This is a genomic window from Anaeromyxobacter diazotrophicus, assembly GCF_013340205.1.
In the GTDB taxonomy this organism is placed as follows: domain Bacteria; phylum Myxococcota; class Myxococcia; order Myxococcales; family Anaeromyxobacteraceae; genus Anaeromyxobacter_A; species Anaeromyxobacter_A diazotrophicus.
Genome location: NZ_BJTG01000001.1, coordinates 1 through 17,480, shown reverse-complemented (window position 1 = coordinate 17,480; position 17,480 = coordinate 1). Strand labels below are relative to the sequence as shown.

The 17,480-nt window shown below is 75.9% G+C and carries 10 protein-coding genes and 1 pseudogene; 2 read left to right on the top strand and 9 right to left on the bottom strand.

Translation table 11 applies throughout. The features are described 5' to 3' along the window. Positions 1 to 188: 188 nt before the first annotated feature. The 4 genes from HWY08_RS00055 to HWY08_RS00040 form a co-directional block, all read right to left on the bottom strand. On the bottom strand, positions 189 to 1,550 hold the full coding sequence (locus HWY08_RS00055; RefSeq protein ID WP_176062083.1) for an anaerobic C4-dicarboxylate transporter: 1,362 nt from the start codon (positions 1,548 to 1,550) through the stop codon (positions 189 to 191). A gap of 124 nt (positions 1,551 to 1,674) precedes the next feature. Further along, positions 1,675 to 2,286 carry a tetratricopeptide repeat protein gene (locus HWY08_RS00050; RefSeq protein WP_235969373.1) on the bottom strand — a complete coding sequence of 204 codons (612 nt, stop codon included), beginning with the start codon at positions 2,284 to 2,286 and terminating at the stop codon, positions 1,675 to 1,677. Between the two features lie 120 nt (positions 2,287 to 2,406). Continuing rightward, positions 2,407 to 2,838 carry a hypothetical protein gene (locus tag HWY08_RS00045; RefSeq protein WP_176062082.1) on the bottom strand — a complete coding sequence of 144 codons (432 nt, stop codon included), beginning with the start codon at positions 2,836 to 2,838 and terminating at the stop codon, positions 2,407 to 2,409. 212 nt (positions 2,839 to 3,050) lie between these two features. Further along, the gene (locus tag HWY08_RS00040) at positions 3,051 to 4,082 is read right to left on the bottom strand and encodes a ChaN family lipoprotein (RefSeq protein ID WP_235969372.1); all 1,032 of its coding nucleotides are present in this window, start codon (positions 4,080 to 4,082) and stop codon (positions 3,051 to 3,053) included. A 130-nt stretch (positions 4,083 to 4,212) separates the two neighbouring features. Between HWY08_RS00040 and HWY08_RS00035 the strand changes: the two genes are divergently transcribed. Continuing rightward, entirely contained in the window at positions 4,213 to 5,373 is a 1,161-nt protein-coding gene (locus HWY08_RS00035; protein ID WP_176062081.1) for a PAS domain-containing sensor histidine kinase, read from the top strand. Here the strand turns inward: HWY08_RS00035 and HWY08_RS00030 are convergent. The 3 genes from HWY08_RS00030 to tgt form a co-directional block, all read right to left on the bottom strand. Continuing rightward, positions 5,260 to 7,365, bottom strand: a complete 2,106-nt coding sequence (locus HWY08_RS00030) for a methyl-accepting chemotaxis protein (protein ID WP_176062080.1) — start codon at positions 7,363 to 7,365, stop codon at positions 5,260 to 5,262. The two genes, HWY08_RS00035 and HWY08_RS00030, sit on opposite strands and share 114 nt — an antisense overlap. A gap of 75 nt (positions 7,366 to 7,440) precedes the next feature. Then, the gene (locus tag HWY08_RS00025; protein WP_176062079.1) at positions 7,441 to 8,241 is read right to left on the bottom strand and encodes a phosphate ABC transporter substrate-binding protein; all 801 of its coding nucleotides are present in this window, start codon (positions 8,239 to 8,241) and stop codon (positions 7,441 to 7,443) included. Between the two features lie 66 nt (positions 8,242 to 8,307). After that, positions 8,308 to 10,341, bottom strand: coding sequence for a tRNA guanosine(34) transglycosylase Tgt (gene tgt, locus HWY08_RS00020; RefSeq protein ID WP_176062078.1), 2,034 nt, complete (start codon positions 10,339 to 10,341; stop codon positions 8,308 to 8,310). A 92-nt stretch (positions 10,342 to 10,433) separates the two neighbouring features. Here tgt and HWY08_RS00015 point away from each other — a divergent pair, with 92 nt between their 5' ends. Continuing rightward, a complete protein-coding gene (locus HWY08_RS00015; protein ID WP_176062077.1) occupies positions 10,434 to 11,462 on the top strand; it encodes a response regulator in 1,029 nt (342 codons plus the stop codon). Here HWY08_RS00015 and HWY08_RS00010 read toward each other — a convergent pair. Beyond that, complete coding sequence (locus tag HWY08_RS00010; RefSeq protein ID WP_176062076.1) at positions 11,443 to 16,737, bottom strand: carboxyl transferase domain-containing protein; 5,295 nt, start codon at positions 16,735 to 16,737, stop codon at positions 11,443 to 11,445. The genes HWY08_RS00015 and HWY08_RS00010 overlap by 20 nt on opposite strands. A 482-nt stretch (positions 16,738 to 17,219) precedes the next feature. Then, positions 17,220 to 17,480 (bottom strand): annotated as a pseudogene (locus tag HWY08_RS00005) (transposase); the annotation flags it as partial.

Genomic DNA, 17,480 nt, shown 5'->3' with positions numbered 1-17,480 from the left:
GCCACCGGGCCAGGGGAACGCCCAGAAGGGCGCCTGATCCGAGCCGCCGAGCTCCTGCTGCGTGGCGTGCCAGAGCGGCGTCAGCTCGTCCGCCTGGTAGGTGACGACCTCGGGGACGATGGGGACCGGCGCCGGCCGCGTGCGGGCCCGGATGAAGGCGGTCAGGTCCGCGAGCGCGCCGGGGCCGCTCAGAACGCCACGCGGGAGAGGAGATAGGCGACCGCGGTCGAGACCGAGACGCCGATGAGCCCTGGGATCATGAAGCTGTGGTTCAAGAGGTATTTCCCGATGTGGGTGGTGCCGGTCCGGTCCATGTTGATGGCGGCCAGATCCGACGGGTAGAAGCAGAAGAAGAAGTAGGCGTAGCTCGCCGGCATGAGCCCCAGCATGAGTGTAGCGGGGAGCCCGAGCGCGATCCCGAAGGGAATCATGACCGTCAGGGTCGCCGCCTGGCTCTTGACGAACGCCGAGACGCAGAACATCGCGATGGCGAACGTCCAGGGCGCGAGCTGCACCATCGTCTTGATCTTCGCGATCAGGAACGCCTTGTTGGAGGTGACGAAGGTGTCGCTCATCCAGGCGATGCCGAAGATGGACACCACCGCGATCATGCCGGCCGTGAACACGCTCGACTTCGAGATGTCGGCCGCCTTCACGTTCGTCGCGAAGAGGATGAACGCGCCGAAGCCGAGCATCACCATCTGTACCACCGTCGTCATGGGGACGGGCTTGCCGTCGGCGAGCGGGAGCAGCTGCGGCAGGTGGTAGCCGGCGTTGGCGAAGGTGTCGCGGAGCGCGAGGAGCACGATGAAGAGGACGCCGCCGAAGAACAGCGCCACCGACAGCTTGGCGGTGCGGGGGAGCTGCTTGTCGAGGGTGGTGACCGAGACGTCGAGCTGCGCCCGGAAGGCGGGGTCCTCCAGGCGGCGCTGGAACTCGGGATCCTGGTCGAGATCCCGGCCGCGGTTGAGGCTCCACAGCGCGCCGGCCAGCACGCCGACGAGGCCGGCCGGGAGCGTGATCTTGACGATGTCGTAGATGGTGACGGGGGTGCCCATCCGCGCCGCGTAGCCGAGGAAGGTGGTGACGGCGGCGGCGACCGGGCTCGCGGTGATGCCCATCTGCGCCGCGACGCTGGAGATCGCCATCGGCCGCTCGGGGCGGATCCGGGTCTTCAGCGCGACGTCGGCGATGACCGGCAGGAGCGCGTACACGGCGTGGCCCGTGCCGACGCAGACGGTGAGGAAGAAGGTGCAGAACGGCGCGAGCAGGGTGACGCGCTTCGGGTGCGCGCGCAGGAGCCGCTCGGTCAGCTGCACGAGGTAGTCGAGGCCTCCAGCGACCTGCAGCGTGGCGGAGGCGGTCACCACGGCGAGGATGATGAGCATCACCGCGATGGGCGGCTCCGACGGCGGGACGCGGAAGCCGAAGACGAGGACCGCCACGCCCAGCCCGCCGATGAGCCCGAGCGCCACCCCGCCCCGGCGGATGCCGAGCAGGATGGCGCCCAGCACGAGCGCGAACTGGATCCAGAACATCGCCTGAGACATGGGTGCCACCTCCGGCGCGCATCAAAGGCATGAGGCCCCTGACGGGTCGAGGTGGTGTTTTGCCTCTCGCGACCGGGCAGGGCGCCCCGGAGTGTGTCGCTGTCGGCGCGGGTGCGTGGCCGCGTCAGCGCGCGGCGGGAGCACCTTGCAGGTCGGCCATCGCCTGCCGGGCCTGGGCCGCCTGCGGGCTCGTGGGCGCGATGTCGACCACGCGGCGCCACGCCGCGAGCGCCTGGTCGCGGTCCTTGAGGTCGAAGGCGTAGACGACGCCCAGGTTGTAGACGCTCTGGACGTGCCGCGGGTCGAGCTGGCTCGCCTTCTTGAAGTTCGCGACCGCCTTGTCGAAGGCCCCGAGCTCCCGGTACATGACGCCCTGGTCGGTGAGGACGTCCGGGTCGTTGGGCTTGAGCTCGAGCGCGCGCGCGTAGGCGTCCACCGACTTCTGCCGCTGCTTCGTGTCGAAGTAGTCGTTGCCGAGCGCGATCCAGGCCTGCGCGTTCTTCGGGTCCTGCGCCACGACCTGCTCCTCGCCCGCGATGCGGCGCTGCACGTCGAGGCCGCCCGCGGGCGGCATCGGCAGCCCGGGGGCGGCGCCCAGGCCACCCCCCATCCCGCCAGGCGGCGGCGGCGGGGGCGGGAACGAAGGCTCGCGGTCGGAGCGCTTGCACGCGGCGGGGGCGGCGGCGAGCGCGAGGGCGAGCGCGCACGGGGCGAGGCGCGGCAGGGGTCGGTTCAAGGTGTCCTCCTCGGGCGCCGGTCGGCGGCGCGGGCGGCGATTCTCGCACGCAACGCGCCGCGGCCGGGAGAGTCTCTCGACCCCTCCCGGCCGCGCCGAGGCTCCCGCGCCGCGGGGGCGCTACGCCTTCTTCTGCTCGTCTCGCCGCGCGCCGATCTCCTTCGAGAGCGAGTCGAGCTGGGCGTTCGGGGCCGGCGTCCCCGGCTCCCCCTCGCCCTCGGCACGGCGGCCGGTGAGGTGGGCCTCGCCGGGCGCCCAGCCGGGCTGCAGGCTGGCCGCGACCTCCTCGGCGGAGCTGCGGAAGAGCTTCACCACCGGCCGGACGGCGGCGGCGAGCGCCAGGTAGAAGCCGACGAAGGGGAGGAACATGAGGAAGGCGGCGCCCATGAGCGGGGCGAGCACGAAGGCGAGCAGCAGCGGGACGTGCACGTAGCGCTCGCCCGCCTCTCCCGGCAGCGCCTCGCCGTCCTTCGGCATGGGCTGGAGCGTCCAGCTCTTGGCGCTGAAGTAGTAGCCCTTCTTCACGCGGTTGCCGGCCTCGATCGTCGTCATGGCGCCTCTCCTCGTTTCGGTCCGTCGGGGGTTGGAAGCTCGCTGCAACCTCACGACGCCAATCTCGCAAATCCGCGCGGAAGGCGACATTGGGACGATGACCGAGCGTGCAGAGTTCGTTTCCGGGGCCGGCGCGCGCGTTCGCAGGTCGCGCGCGGCGCGATCGCCCGAGGGGCGCATCGGGAATTCACCCGAGGCGCCCGCCGGGGGGCCTACAGGTCGACGCCGGCGGGCGCGGGCGCCTGGGGGCCGGGGCCCGGCCGGCGCTGGTGCTCGCGCAGGCCCTGGCACGGGTCCTCGCGCGGGGCCGCGGCGGTGAAGACGACGTAGTCGAAGGGCAGCCCGCCCGCGCCGAAGGCGGCGGCGTAGTCCGCCGGCGTGCGAAGCGCGGGGGAGACCTCCTGGAAGGCGACCGCGCGCCGGGTGCGCCCCGGCGCCTCGCGGGCCAGGTAGCTCGGCACGGCGCGGTCGTCGCGCACGTGGCCGGCGCCGGCGATCAGCACCGCGCCGCCCTCGCGGCCGCGCGCCGCCGCCAGCAACCGCTCCGCCATCTGCGCGTCGCGGGCGCGCTGCATGGTGACGAACGGCTCCAGCATGGTCCGCGGCATCTCGCGGCAGTGCGACTCGTACATCTCGTCGCGGATCTCGTCCGTCGCCTCCTTCGAGAGCGGGCCCGCGCGGTCGAGCAGCGTGCGCACCTCGGGCGCGAGCGAGGCCGCCCCCGTCCGCACCACCTCGTGCACCTGCTTGCGGGAGAGGTTCGCCGCCTCGATCGGCAGCCCGGCGCGGAGCGCCACCTCGAAGATGGGGCGGTAGAGCGCGAAGTCGGGCCAGCCGCTCTTCGCCCACCCGATCGCCCGCGCCAGGGCGCCGGGGTCGTGCGGGCCGGGCCCCGCCAGCGCCTCGTCGACGCGCGGCTGCTGGGCGACGTCGAGCATCTCGAACGCGACCGCTGGCCGCCTGCCGGCCGCGACCAGCCCGGCGAGCGCGCGCGCCTGGAGGCGGTGGTGCTCGGGGTTGTCGTGGGTCTCGCCGAGCAGCACGAAGTCCGCGGAGACGAGCGCCCGCTCGAGCGCCGCGTCGTCCACGAACGCCCCCGCCCGCACGTCCCAGATGCGCCCGGCGAGCGGGTGGTCGGCGTGCAGGAGCCCGTCGGCCCCGGCGGCGCGCGGGTGGGTGGCGCAGGCGGCGAGCAGGAGCGGGAGCGCGAGCAGGGCAGAGGGCCTGGAGGCCGGGCTGGTCATGCCGTCGTTGTAATCGAAACCTCCGCTCCCGGCTGGGCGCCCCCGTCGGCGGGCGCCCGCTTTCCCGGCCGGCGCGCGAGCGGCAGCCCGCTGACGGACGGGGGCCGAAGCGGCTATGGTGCGCGCCTGCATGACGCAAACGGCCACGAGCTGCGCCTCCGCGCGCGCGGAGCGCGAGGACCGCGCGCAACCCGAGCGCGACGGCGAGGCGTGGCGGCTCCTCGACAGCATCTCGGACCACGCCATCTTCGCGCTCGACCCGGCCGGCCACATCACCACCTGGAACCGCGGCGCCGAGCGGCTCCTCGGCTACGCCCAGGAGGAGATCGTCGGGGAGCACGTCGGGCGCCTCCACCTCGGGCAGGAGGTCGCCGAGGGAGGCGTCGCCGAGGCGCTGGAGCAGGCGCTCCTCCACGGCCGGCACGCCGAGGAGGGGCTGCGGGTGCGCGCCGACGGGAGCACCTTCTGGGCGCAGGTGGTGTTGAACCCGCTGCGAGACGAGGCCGGCGGCACCTGCGGCTTCGCCGCGGTGCTGCGCGACGTCTCCGAGCGCAAGCGGCGGGAGGAGGCGCTGCACCGCCTGGCCGACGCGGGCATCGCGCTCCGGGCCCGCGACGAGTTCCTCTCGCTCGCCTCGCACGAGCTGCGCACCCCGCTCACCGCGCTGCGCCTGCACCTCCAGACGCTGGCCCGCTCGGCGCGGCGCAAGCCCGAGGAGGCGGTCGCGTCCCTGCCCGCGCGCGCCGCCAAGCTCGAGCAGCACGTCGACCGCATGAGCTCGCTCATCGACACGCTGCTCGACGTGGCCCGGATCGCCTCGGGCCACCTCCGGCTGGACCTCGCCCCGGTGAGCCTCGGCCCGATGGTGGCGGGCCTGGTCGAGCGGCGGCGCGCGGTGCTCCCCGAGCCGGGGCGGCTGCGGCTCAGCGTCGGGGGGGTCGTGCTGGGGCGCTGCGACGGCGCCCGCATCGAGCAGGTCGTGGCGAGCCTCATCGACAACGCGCTCAAGTACGGCGGCGACGAGCCGGTGGAGGTCGCGGTGGCGCGCGCCGACGACCGGGCGGTGCTGGTGGTGCGCGACCGCGGCATCGGCATCGCGGCCGAGGACCACGCGCGCATCTTCGAGCGGTTCGGGCGCGCCGCGCCCGTCTCCCAGTACGGCGGCTTCGGCTTCGGGCTATGGGCCGCCCGCGAGATCGTGAAGGCCCACGGCGGCACCATCCGGGTCCACAGCCAGCACGGCCGCGGCTCCACCTTCGTGGTCGAGCTGCCGCTCGCCTCGGCCGCCTGACGCGGCGAGCTGGAACGAGCCCACCATCGACGCCAGCTCCTGCGCCTGGCTCGTGAGCTCGCTCGCGGCGGAGGACGACTGCTCGGAGGTGGCGGCCGTCTGCTGGGTCACGCTGTCGACGTGGTGCAGCGCCTCCTGCAGCTGCCCGATCCCGCTCGCCTGCTCGCGGGCGCTGGCGGCCATCTCGGCCACGATCTCGGTCACCCGGGCCACCGTGCCCGCGATGTGCGCGAGCTTCTCGCTCACCTGGCGCGCGGTGAGCTCGCCGCCGGTCGCCTGCCGCACCGACTGATCGATGAGCGCCTCGGTCTTGTGCGCGGCCTCCTTCGAGCGCTGCGCCAGGGACCGCACCTCCTCCGCCACCACCGCGAAGCCGCGGCCCGCCTCGCCCGCGCGGGCGGCCTCGACCGCCGCGTTGAGCGCGAGGAGGTTGGTCTGGAAGGCGATCTCGTTGATGTCCTTGATGATCTGCGAGGTGCCCTGGGCCGAGGCCTGGATGCCCGCCATGGCGCCGGTCATCTGCGCCACCGCCGTCGAGCCCTCGTCGGCCGCGGCGCGCGCGTCGCGGGCGAGCGCGTCCGCCTGCTGCGCGTGATCGGCGGTGCGGCGGGTCATGCTGGCCATGGTGTCGAGCTGGGCCGCCGTCTCCTGGAGGCTGGCCGCCTGGCGCGCGGCCCCGTCGGCCACCGACTGGCTGGAGGTGGAGATCTGCTCCGACGCGGACGAGACCTCCTCCACCGCGCCGGAGACCTGCCGCAGCGCCTGCTGCAGCGCCTCGGCCGTGCGGTTCACGGCCTCCTTCACCCGCGCGTGGTCGCCGGCGTGGTCGCCGGCCACCCGCGCGGTGAGATCGCGCGCCGCCAGCCGCTCGAGGACCTGCGCCGCATCGTCGATGGGGCGGGTGACGGCGTCGAGCGTCTCGTTCACGCCCTGCACGATGGCCCGGAAGTCGCCCTGGTGCCGCGCGGCGTCGGCCCGGGCGGAGAGCTCGCCCCGCACCGCCGCGTCCACGAGGCGCCGCGTGTCGGCGAGGAGGGCGTTCACCGCCGCGATGCAGCCGTTGAGGCTGTCCTTGATGACGTTGAAGCCGCCCTGGTACTCCGCCTCGAGCGCCGGCGGGATCTCGCCGCGGGCCAGCCGCGAGAGATAGGCGGAGGTGGTCTCGATGGGCCCGGTGAACGCCTCGAGCGTGTCGTTCACCCCGGCCACGATGCCGCGGAACTCCACGTCCACGCGGGCGGGATCGCCCCGCACCGAGAGCTCGCCCGCGCGAACCGCCGCGGAGAGCCGGCCCATCTCGGCCTGCGCCGAGGCGATGGTGCGGCCGATGCGCCGCCCGAGCAGGAGCGACACCGCCACGAGCAGCGCCACGCCGGCGGCCATCGAGGCCAGGATGAGCCGGATGGCGCGCGCGGCGGTCTGCTCCCCGTCCGCGCGCAGCTGATCCGCCGCGCCCCGGACGCTCTGCGCGAGATCGGTGAGCGCCCCGTCGGCGGAGGCGTGGCGCGACTCGAGCGCCGTGAACGCGCTCGCCAGCTTGCGCTCCGCCTCGTCGGCGGCGCGCGGGTCCTCGCCCTGCGCGGCGGCGGTGCGGGCGTCGAGCGCGTCGAGCGCCCCGTGCGCCGATTCCGCCCAATCCTTGAGCGGCTCCTGGGCGGCGCCCCACAGCGCCTGCACCTCGCCGGCGTGCTTCAGCGCCTCGAAGGCGGCGGTCGCGTCGTCCACCTGCTGGAACCCCATCTGCGCCCGCCCGGTCGCGAGGCGGCGCACCTCGGCGCCGCGCGCCACCGCGCCGGCGTAGAGGGCGTGCATCACGGCGGCCTGGCCGTTGCGGAGGTCTTCCAGCGCCTGCAGGGTGGGGACGGTGTCCCCGACGACGGTCGCCAGCCGGCCGCGGATGGCGGCGGCGCTCCAGAAGGCGAGCCCGCCCACCAGCGCCAGGATGGCCATCGCGCCGGCGAACGAGACCCGGATGCGCGTGCGAATCTTCATGACGCCGCCTTTCGAGCTCGAGGCGCGCGGGTCGCGTCCGACCGCGGGTGCGGCCGGACGGACCCGCCCGGAACGCTACCGCGCCGCCACGAAGCTCTTCTTCACCACCTGCTGGCCCTCGGCCGACAGCATGTAGTCGAAGAACTGCTTCAGGCCGCCGGTGGGGCGCGCCTTCGCGACGAGGAGGAGCGGGCGCGAGAGGAGGTAGCTCCCGGCGCGGATCTCCTCGGGGGTCGGCTTCACGCCGTCGAGCGGCAGAGCCCGGACGCCGGCGGAGGCGTAGGCCATGGTGGCCGGGGCGACGGCGCCGGGGGTCGAGGCGACCAGCTTCACGCAGTCGGCCGCGTCGTCGAGCTCCTTCACCGGGCCGTAGGCGCCGCCGTCGAGGACCGTGGTCTTGAAGGTCTCGACCGTGGCGCGGCCGCTCTGGAGGCCCTCGCTGCAGGCGACGATGGGCAGATCGGGGCCGCCGACCTCCTTCCAGTTGTGGACCTTGCCCCCGAAGATGGCCTTGAGCTGCGCCTTCGAGAGCGCCTTGACCGGGTTCTTCTCGTGCACGAAGACGCCCAGCGCGTCGTAGCCGATGATCTGGAAGTACGGGCGCTGCTTGAGCTCCTCGTTGCTGAGGCTGCGCGAGACGCCCGCCACCGCCACCTCTCCGGCGAGCACGGCCTTGAGGCCCTTGCCCGCGCCGTTCATCCGGATGTCGGCGAACTTCACGCCCGTCTTGGCCTGGAAGGCCGGCGCGGCCTCCTTGACGATGCGCCCGCCGATGGTCGTGGCGCCGTCGTAGGTGAGCTCCTCCGCGCGCGCCGTCGCCGCCAGGGCCAGGGCCAGCGCCGCGGCCGTCGCCATCTTCCCCACAGTTCCGTTCATGGTTCGTCTCCTCGGCCGCGCGAGCCCGCGGGCCTCCGGAGCGACTCGATTGCAAGGGTCAGGCCCTCACCGGGCGAACTGGGGATGCGCGCGCAGCCGCGCCAGGGCGTCCTCCGGCGCGTCCTCCGGCCATGGGTCGGAGGAGCGCGCCACCCGGTCCACGAACCCGCCCTCGAGGGGGCGGTCCAGATCGTCGCAGGAGAGGGCGGCGGCGGTGGTCTCGTCCTTGGGGCCCGAGGGATCGCCGACCCCGACGCAGAAGCCGGCCAGGAGCAGCGCGGTGCGGACCTTGGTCGCCGCGCTGTAGGTGTAGAGGGCCGCCCGGGCGGCGCAGCGCGTACGCAGGGTCGAGAACGCCTCCACCGACCAGAGCGCCCCGTCGTGGCGCGGCGAGTACGGGTCCCAGAAGACGAGGTCGGCGCGCGCCGCCTCGGCGCGGAGCGCGGCCAGCGCCTCGCCCGCGGCGAGCCGCCAGCTCACCCGCGCCTCCTCGTGCCGGCCGGAGGCGAGCAGGGCGCGCGCCGCGAGGAGGTCCTCCCGCGCGGTGCCGAGCCGCGCCGCGCCCGCGTCGCTGGTCGCGAGCGCGAGGGCGCCCAGGTCGCGCTCGAAGCTGACGACGAGGAGCCCCCGCCCGCCGGGCGGCGCGGCGCGCGCGGTCCGGATCGCGGCGAGGGCGTTGGAGCCCGCGCCGAGCCCGACGTCGAAGAGCACGAGCGGCGGCCCCTCCTCGGCCAGGCGCTCCCGCAGCCGGGACTGGGCGACGTAGAGCTGCTCCGACTCGGCCGCGGCGCCGATGACCGGGTGCATGACCTCCCCCACCTCGCGGTCGAGGACGGCCGGCGCGCCGCTGGAGGTGTCGACGATGGCGAAGCGCGCCTCGCCGGGTCCACCGGCCTCCGTGCCCGGGCGATCGGACCCCTCCTCGGCGCCCGGCGCCGGGGCGGGCGCGGGCGCTCTCCGCCCGGGCGAACGGCCGGTGGCGTCGTGCTCGTGCCGGTCGATGGCCGCGAGCGTCGCGCGCAGGAACGCGCCGTACCGGCCCGCCTCGATGGCGGCGCGCGCGCCGCGCATGAGCCCGAGGTAGTGGTGGAGGTTGTGGATGGCGAGGAGGCGCGGCCCGAGCGGCTCCTGGCACTTCATGAGGTGGTGCAGGTACCCGCGCGCGTGCAGCGCGCAGGTGGGGCAGGCGCAGGCGCGGTCGAGCGGCTCGTCGGAGAGGCGGTACTCGCTGCGCGTGACCCGGACCCGCCCGGTGGAGGTGAACGCGGTGCCCTGCCAGGCGAGGTTGGTGGGGATGACGCAGTCGAACAGGTCGACGCCCTGCGCCACCGCCTCCAGGATGTCGGGCGGCGTGCCGACGCCCATGAGGTAGCGCGGGCGATCGCGCGGCAGGAGCTCCGCCGACCACCCGACGATGTCGCGGCGCTGCGCGCGGGTGTCGCCCACCGCCAGCCCGCCGATGGCGAACCCGTCGAAGGGGTGGCTGGTGAGGAAGCGCGCGGAGGCGGCGCGCAGCGACGGGTCGAGCCCGCCCTGCACGATCGCGAAGAGCGCCTGCGAGCGGTCGGTGCGCGCCGCCAGGCTCCGCAGCGCCCAGCGGTGGGTGCGCTCCATCGCCTCGCGCACCGCCGCCTCGGGGGCGGTGGAGGGCAGGCACACGTCGAGCACCATCATCACGTCGGAGCCGAGCGCGGTCTGCACCTCGATCGACCGCTCCGGGCTGAGGTCGAGCCGGCGCGCGTCCACGTAGCTGCGGAACCGCGCCCCCTCCTCGGTGACCGTCCGGTCGGCCGCCAGCGAGAAGATCTGGAAGCCGCCCGAGTCGGTCAGGATGGGGCCGTCCCAGCCCATGAACCTGTGCAGGCCGCCGAAGTGCCGCATCGCCTCGGGGCCGGGCCGGAGCAGCAGGTGGTAGGTGTTGCCGAGGATCATGGTCGCGCCGGCGGCGCGCACGTCGGCGGGGGTGAGGCCGGTGACGGTGGCGCGGGTGCCGACCGGCATGAAGGCGGGCGTCTCGACGCGGCCGTGCGGCGTGACGAGCGTGCCGCGCCGGGCGCGGGTGGCCCCGTCCTCGGGGCCGGGGTGGAAGGCGAAGTCCATGGGGCCCGCACCATGCCACGGGCGGCGCGCGCCGCGCCACGCCGGAGGGGAGGCTCGCCCGCCCCCCGCGCTCCCGGGTATCCTCGCCGCCGATGCCGCCTCCGCTCCCCGCGCCGCCGGCGCGCACGGTGCTCGCCGTCGACGACAGCCCGGCGATCCGGGCCGCCCTCGAGGCGCTGCTGGAGCCGCTCGGCTTCGAGGTCGTCCACGCCGAGCACGGCGCGGCCGCGCTGCAGCTGCTGCGGACGAGCGCCTTCGACCTGGCCTTCCTCGACCTGCAGATGCCGGTGCTCGACGGCCCGACCCTGCTCCGCTTCATGCGCCAGCACCGCGATCCCACGCGCGTGGTGCTGCTCACGAGCGCCGAGACCGCCTCCGTCGCCGCCACCATCAAGCTGGGGGTCTCGGACTACCTGCCGAAGCCGTTCGACGCCCCCGCCCTGCGCGCCGTGCTGGAGCGCGTCCTCGGGGCCGAGGCGCGGCGGCTCGAGCCGGACGGGGGGCGGCTCCTCCTGGTGGACGGCCCCGCCGGCGCGGCGGCGGCGCTGCGGGGCGCCCTGCCGCCGCACGCGGCGCTCGACGAGGCGCGGGGCGCCGAGGCGGAGGCGCTCGCGCGGACCCGGCCCTACCGCGCGCTGGCGCTCGGGCCGGGGGCGGGCGAGGGGCTCCGGCGCGCGCTCTCGGCGAGCGCGCCCGCCGCCGCGCGGCTCGCCCTGGGCGAGGCCGCCGCCGGCGCGGACGGGGTCCTGCCGTGGCCAGCCGCGCCGGACGCCCTGCGCGCGCCGCTCCTGCCCCTCTGCCTCCGCCCGCTGGTGAGCGCCGGCGGTGCGCGCGTGCAGCTCGCCGGCTTCCGCGGCGAGCCGGCGCAGGAGCCGCTCTACCTCGCGCTCGCGGCGCGGCGGCTCCACGTCGCGCTGGAGTGGCTGCGCCAGGAGGCGGCGGCGGTGGTGGTGGACCTGAGCCGGGCGCCGCCGCGGCCCGAGGCGGTGAGCCCGCTCGCCGAGGAGGCCGCGGGGGCGGCCCTGGACCGCGGGCTCGAGCCCATGTTCCTCGTCCCGCGCGGCCTCGAGCGGGCGCTCGCGGGCGGGCTGGCGGACCGCTTCATCGTGAGGGCGGCGTAGCCGGCGGCCCCGCCGGCCCGGCGGCCGCGCGCGCCATCCCGCGCTCCACCGCGCCGACGAGGTAGGGCCGCAGATCGCGCGCCGCGATGATCCGGTCGAGTGAGCCGACCTCGAGCGCGCGCTCGACGCTGTGCACGCGGTCGAACTCCTCGCCCACCTCGCCCAGCTTCTCCGAGCGGACGCGCGCGACGACCTCGGCCAGCCGCGCCCGGGCCGCCCCGCCCGCCTGGGCGGCGCGCTCCGCCTCGGCCACCCGCGGGTCCTTGCGGGTGCGCGTCTCCACCTCGCGGGCGAAGACCACCGCCGCCGCCGGCGCGCCGCCGATGACCGAGGCGCGCGCGCCCTCCACCGCGGCGATCTCCATCTCCTCGCGCAGCGTCTTCGCGAAGACCACGAAGGCGCCGCCGTGGTACCGCGAGACCACGCAGAAGACGATGGGGCCCTGGAAGTTCACGACCGCCCGGCCGATCTCGGCGCCGTACTCGAGCTGCAGGCGCCGCATCGACTCGGGCGAGCCGTCGAACCCCGACAGGTTCGCGAGCACCACCAGCGGGCGGTTGCCGCTGGCGGAGCTCACCGCGCGCGCGATCTTCTTCGACGACTGCGGGAAGAGGGTCCCCGCCGACCACACCTCGGGGCCGTCGGCCGGCACGAACTCGAGCCGCGGCAGCGGGCGCGACTGGATCCCGACCAGGCAGACCGGCCAGCCGCCCAGGTGGGCGTCCCAGACCACCGCGGTGTCGCCGCCGCGCAGGTCCTTCCAGCGCTCGAGCGGCGGGTGGTCCTGGTCGGAGACGGCGGCCATCACCCGGCGGATCTCGAACGGCTTCTTGCGGTCCGGGTTCTTCTCCTGGCTGAAGACGTCGCCCACCGTCTCGAAGCCGGCGCCGCCCTCCGGGCCGTGCGGGTACGGGCGCACGTCGCGGTCGCGCGGGTCGCCGGTCCGCGCCTGGCGCGGGAAGCGCTCGCCGGGCGCCCGGTAGGCGTGCTCGTGGTGCCGCAGCAGGAGCTGGAGCGCCTCCGGCACGCTGCGCGCCTGGTACTGCGCCTGGCCGTTCGGGCCCATGATGCGGTCGTACCCCCCGATGCCCTCGTTGTCCTCCGCCGACACCGAGCCCGAGTACTCGAGGGCCTGCTTGCCGGTGAGCACCATCGAGCTCCCGGGCGCCATGATGAGGACGCCCTTCGTGTGCATGAGCATGGTGGCCTCGGCGTTCCAGTAGGGCTGGGCGCCGACGGTGATGCCCATCACGACCACGTCGATCTCGCCGCCTCCTTGGGTGAACTCGATGATCCGGCGCAGCACGCGCGAGACCCAGTCCATGTTCTCGGTGCCGGTGGTCATCGAGATCTTGGCCCCCGCGCACACCTCGAACCACTCGAGCGGCACCCCGAGCTGCTCCGCCAGGTCGAGGGCGGCGGCGATCCGGCGGCACTCCGGCTCCGCCACCGAGCCCATCTCGCGCCCGGGATCGCCGAGCACGACCACCCGCTGCATGCCCTCCGGATAGCGTTCGGTGAAGCTCTTCACGACACCCACCACCACGTTGGCGGTGTTCTGGCCCGGGCCGCGGTGGACGGGGACGAGCCGCTGCCGCTCGTCGAGGTCGTACTCGAGGAACTCGCCGCGCGGGATCCCGGCGTGTGGCTCGGCGGGCGCCCACATCCGCAGCAGCTCGAAGGGGTGGACGAGCCCGCGCCGGCGGAGCTGCACGACCTTCTGCTGGTACTCGCCCATCGGCTCGAGCGGCCGGTCGGTGGGCTCGTCCCACCGCAGCGCCACGCCCTGCCCGTCGCGGGCGATGACGCGCAGCAGCGTCTGCCGCAGCTCGCCGGTGGCCGGGTCGGGGAGGCGGGCGTCGACGAGCGCCATCTCGAGGCCGGCGCCGGCGGCGGCGGGGGCGAGCCGCTCGGCGACGCGCTCCGCCTCCTCGCGGGTGACGGGGAGCGGCGGGCTCACCGTGAGCAGGATCCGGTTCCACTCGAGGCGCTGCCCGGGCGGACGCCGCGCCTGGAACCGGCGCATGCCGGCCAGCGCCTCGTGGAACATCCGCTCGAAGGCGGGGAGCTGGGTGAGCCGCCCGCTCGCGTCGCGCACCGCGGTGACGTCGCGCACCTCGGCCATGGCGAAGAGCCGCTCGTCCTTGGGGTTCGCCTGCGCCCGCGCGTGGAACAGGTAGACGTCCTCGACCGCCGGGAGCTGCGTCAGCTCGAAGCGCGCGAGCCGCTGCAGCTGCATGCGCTCGAACAGCATGGGGTGCACGCCGCGGTAGCGGCGGTCCTCGGCGAGCGCTCCGCCGGGCTCCGGGCGGAAGGTGAAGTGACGCTGGCTGCGGGCGCCGAGCCCTTCCGCCGGGAGCGTCACCATCACCGAGACGCGCCGCAGCCCGGGCAAGAACCCCGCCGCGGCCACCGCCGCGCGCAGCGGCTCCACGAGGGCGTCGTCCGGCTCGGCGGCCGCGTCGCGCCAGAGGTAGAGCTCCGCCACCAGCTCCCGTCCGGCGGGCACCTCGGCCTGGAGCCGCGCCAGCCGCGCCGCCGCCGCCGCAGCGCCGTCGGCGGGCGCGCAGGTGACGGCGACGCGGAACTCCTCGCCGTTCCGCTGGTAGTCGGCGGTGGCGCAGGGCTGGCCGTCCGCCTCACGGATCGCGACCTTCCCGAGCGGGCGGACCCGGTAGAACCGGCGGAGCAAGGTCTCGACCAGCGCCGCGCGCGGGGCGGGCGCGGCGGTGGCCATCCTCGAGACGAGGAGCGTCGCCATGGCCTGGCTCGCCTCGACCAGTCGGGTGATGAGCCGCTCCCGCTCGGCCGGATCGCCGCAGGCCGCCGGCAGCCGCGCCACGTCGGCCTCGGCCTGGGCGTACGCCGCCCGGCGCGCCTCCTCCAGCGCGGGCTGGTCGAGGCGGCGGTAGCGGACCTCGCGCGCGAGGTCGGCGAGGGGCGGGAAGCGCTCGTCCCCGAGCGCCACCAGCCGCTCGAGCAACGCGCGCGCCCCCTCGCCGGCGAGGCCGCGCGGGGGATGCTCGGCCAGCCTGCGCTCCAGCAGGCCGAGGATGGGCGCCACCTGCTCGTCGGCGCGCTCGTGCCCCTTCTGCAGGCGCAGGAGCGCCAGCGAGAGCGCCCGCCCCGTGGACTCGAGCGTCGCGCCGTAGTGCGCCAGCGCGCGCTCGAGGAGCGCGACGAAGGCGGTCGACAGCCCGCCGCCGCCCGCCTCCGGCTCGTGCAGGTAGCGCCAGAGCTCCTCGAGCGGCGGCTTGCCGCCGTCGGCGGCCGGGGGCCGGACGCGGCTGTAGAGCGACTGCAGATCGGCGAAGGCCCGCAGCGCCTCCTCCTCGAGCTCGAGCACCTCGGGGTCGGCGGCGGGCGCGGCCGCGGCGAGCTCACGCCAGCCGGCGGCGAGCCGCCGCGCGTCGGCCGCGGCCACGTCGAAGCCGAGCAGCAGCCGCCGGAGCTGGTGGAGCGCGGCCACCCACCGCTCGCGCGCGCCGGCGGGGGCCGGCGGCGGCGGGGGCAGCGCGAGCGCCGGGGCGGTCGGCTCCGCGCCGCTGCGCAGCGGCTCGAGCCGGAGCAGCGGCGCGCCGGCGTCGACCTGGCCGTTCACGGCCACCAGCACCTCGCGCACGACGCCCGCCTCGGGCGAGGTGATCTGGGTCTCCACCTTCATCGACTCGAGGCGCGCGAGCGGCTCGCCGGCGGCGACCTCCTGGCCGGGCTCGACCGCGATGGCCACCACCACCGCCGGCATGGGCGAGACGACCAGGCCGGCCGGCTCCCGCGCCACGCGGTGCGGCACGCCGTCGACCTGCAGCACCTGGTCGAGGCCGTCGCTGGCGAGGAGCACGCGGGCGCGCTGGCCCGCCCATGCGAGCCGCCGCTCGAGCCGGCCGAGCCGGTCGACCCGCACCTCGACCGGTCCGCCGCCCTGAGGCGCCACCTGGTAGAGCCGCGGCGCGATCTGCAGCACCTGGAAGCGGTGCCGGGCGCCGGCGTGGCGCAGCTCGATGGCGCGTCCGGAGGACGGGCCGACCCGCGGGCGACCGCGGCGCGCCTCGGCCAGGAAGCGCGCCCGCTCGAGGTCGAGCTCGGTCTCGTACGCCTCGACCGCGGCGGCGAGGAGCGCGGCCTCGGGCCGGGGCGCGACCAGCGGCGCGCCCGCGGCGAGCGCGGCGACCTCGCCCAGCCCGGCCTCGCCCGCGCGGACGGCGGGCGTGGCGCAGAGCGCGAGCAGCCAGGCCTTGTTGCTCCCGCTGCCGCGCAGCAGCACGTCGGCCTCGGCCAGCGCCCGCTCGAGCCGGCCGAGCGCCTCGAGGCGCGTCGCGCCGCGGGAGACGAGCGTGGCGAGCACGCCTCGGCCCGGCGGCGCGCGCTCCCCCTCGTCGAGCGCGGCGTCGGCGCGCACGCCCAGGCCGGAGGGGAGCCGCAGGAGGAGCACGCGGCCGGGGCGGGCCGCCTCCTCTCCTGGCGCGCGCGCGGCGAGGCGCGCCGCGAAGGCGTGGCCGTGGAGGGGGGCGGGCGCCTCCTCCAGCACGTCGCCCGCGGCGAGGCGCAGCGCGAGGCCTACCAGGTCGGTGCCGGACAACGCCTCGACGGCGGGCGCGGACTCCGCGAAGGGCTCGAGGCCGGCCAGCGCCCAGCGGCGCGTGTGCGGATCGACGAGGAGCTGGACGGCGGCGACGCCGACCCAACCCGCGGCGGCCGCGGCGCGGACGCCGAGGTCGCGCGCGAGACCGTCGCCCGCGGGGGTGAGCGCCGGGGACGGGCACTCGGCGAGGAGCGTCAGCTCGCCGAGCCGCAGGGAGGCGTCGCCGACCCCGAGCGCCCAGGCGCCGCCGCGCGCGTCGCGCGCTACCACCACCTCCACCAGGTGGTGCCCGGGAGGGGCGTCGGCGAGCGTGCCCCGCTCGACGCCTAGCTGCCCGGCCAGCCGGTCCAGCCCGCCTGGCGCCGCGAGCCGCCGGAGCGCCTCCAGCGGCGGGCCGAGGTGCCGGACACCGAGGTGCTGGCACGCCTCCGCGAACGCCAGCCGCTCGGCGGAACTGGCCGGTCCGAGCCAGGCGCTCTCGGCGCGGGAGGCCCGCAGGAGCTCCTCCGGCCCGCCGGTCGCCTCGATCGACTCGTCGGCTTCCCGGATGAAGCGCCCCGGCCGGTCGCGCGGATCGTGGACGGCCACCACCGCCCCGGCGCGCCCCAGCTCGCGCACGGCGCGCAGCACCCGTCGCGCGCTCTCGCCGTGATCGACCACCGCCACCCGGCCCAGCCCCAGCGTCCGTTCCATGCCACCCCCGGGGAGTGGCCCGTTAGATAGCGCCTGCAGCGCGAGGCGCACGCAGGATGAAAAGTCGCAGCCCCGCTGGATGGGGGTGCTCGCGGGGGCGCGGGCCCCGATGCCCCGATGTGCCCCGATGCCCGGCACCGATGCCCGATGCCGATGCTCCGGCACCGATGCCCGATGCCGATGCTCCCACCGATGCCCTCGGCCTCGGGTGCCGGACGAGCCTCGCCTCGGGTGCCGGACGAGAAGCCTGCGACAAACGGGAGGATCGGAGAACGTCGGACCTCCAAGAGGTCACGGAGTGGGGCGGCAGGCTAGGGGCGGGCACCAACACGCCCGTCAGGATGGGGAGAGAGCTCCGTGCGCGGAGCGATCGCGCTGCAGAAAGGGCGCTGCGCGGACTCAAAGGCGTTGCTGAGACGAACTCAGGCCAGCAGCAGCCAACCCGACGCTGCACCGCACCGCTCAGGCGGACTTCGAGCTCGTCAGCCTGGCGGCGAGAGCCCGCAGGCGAGGAGCCGCCGGGCGAGCCACGAGGCCTCGCCGACGAATGGCGCCTCGACCAGGTCGGAGCGGCGAACCAGCAGCGGCTTCAGAAAGCGCTGCGCGAAGAGGTGCAGGTAGTTCTTGCGGCGCTGCGGCCCGGTCGCGCCGAGCGCCAGGTACTCCGGCGCGTCGGTGATGAGATCGTTCGGCTCGCCGTAGGCATAGTGCCGGTGGCTGGACCACTTCCAGGCGGCGGCCGA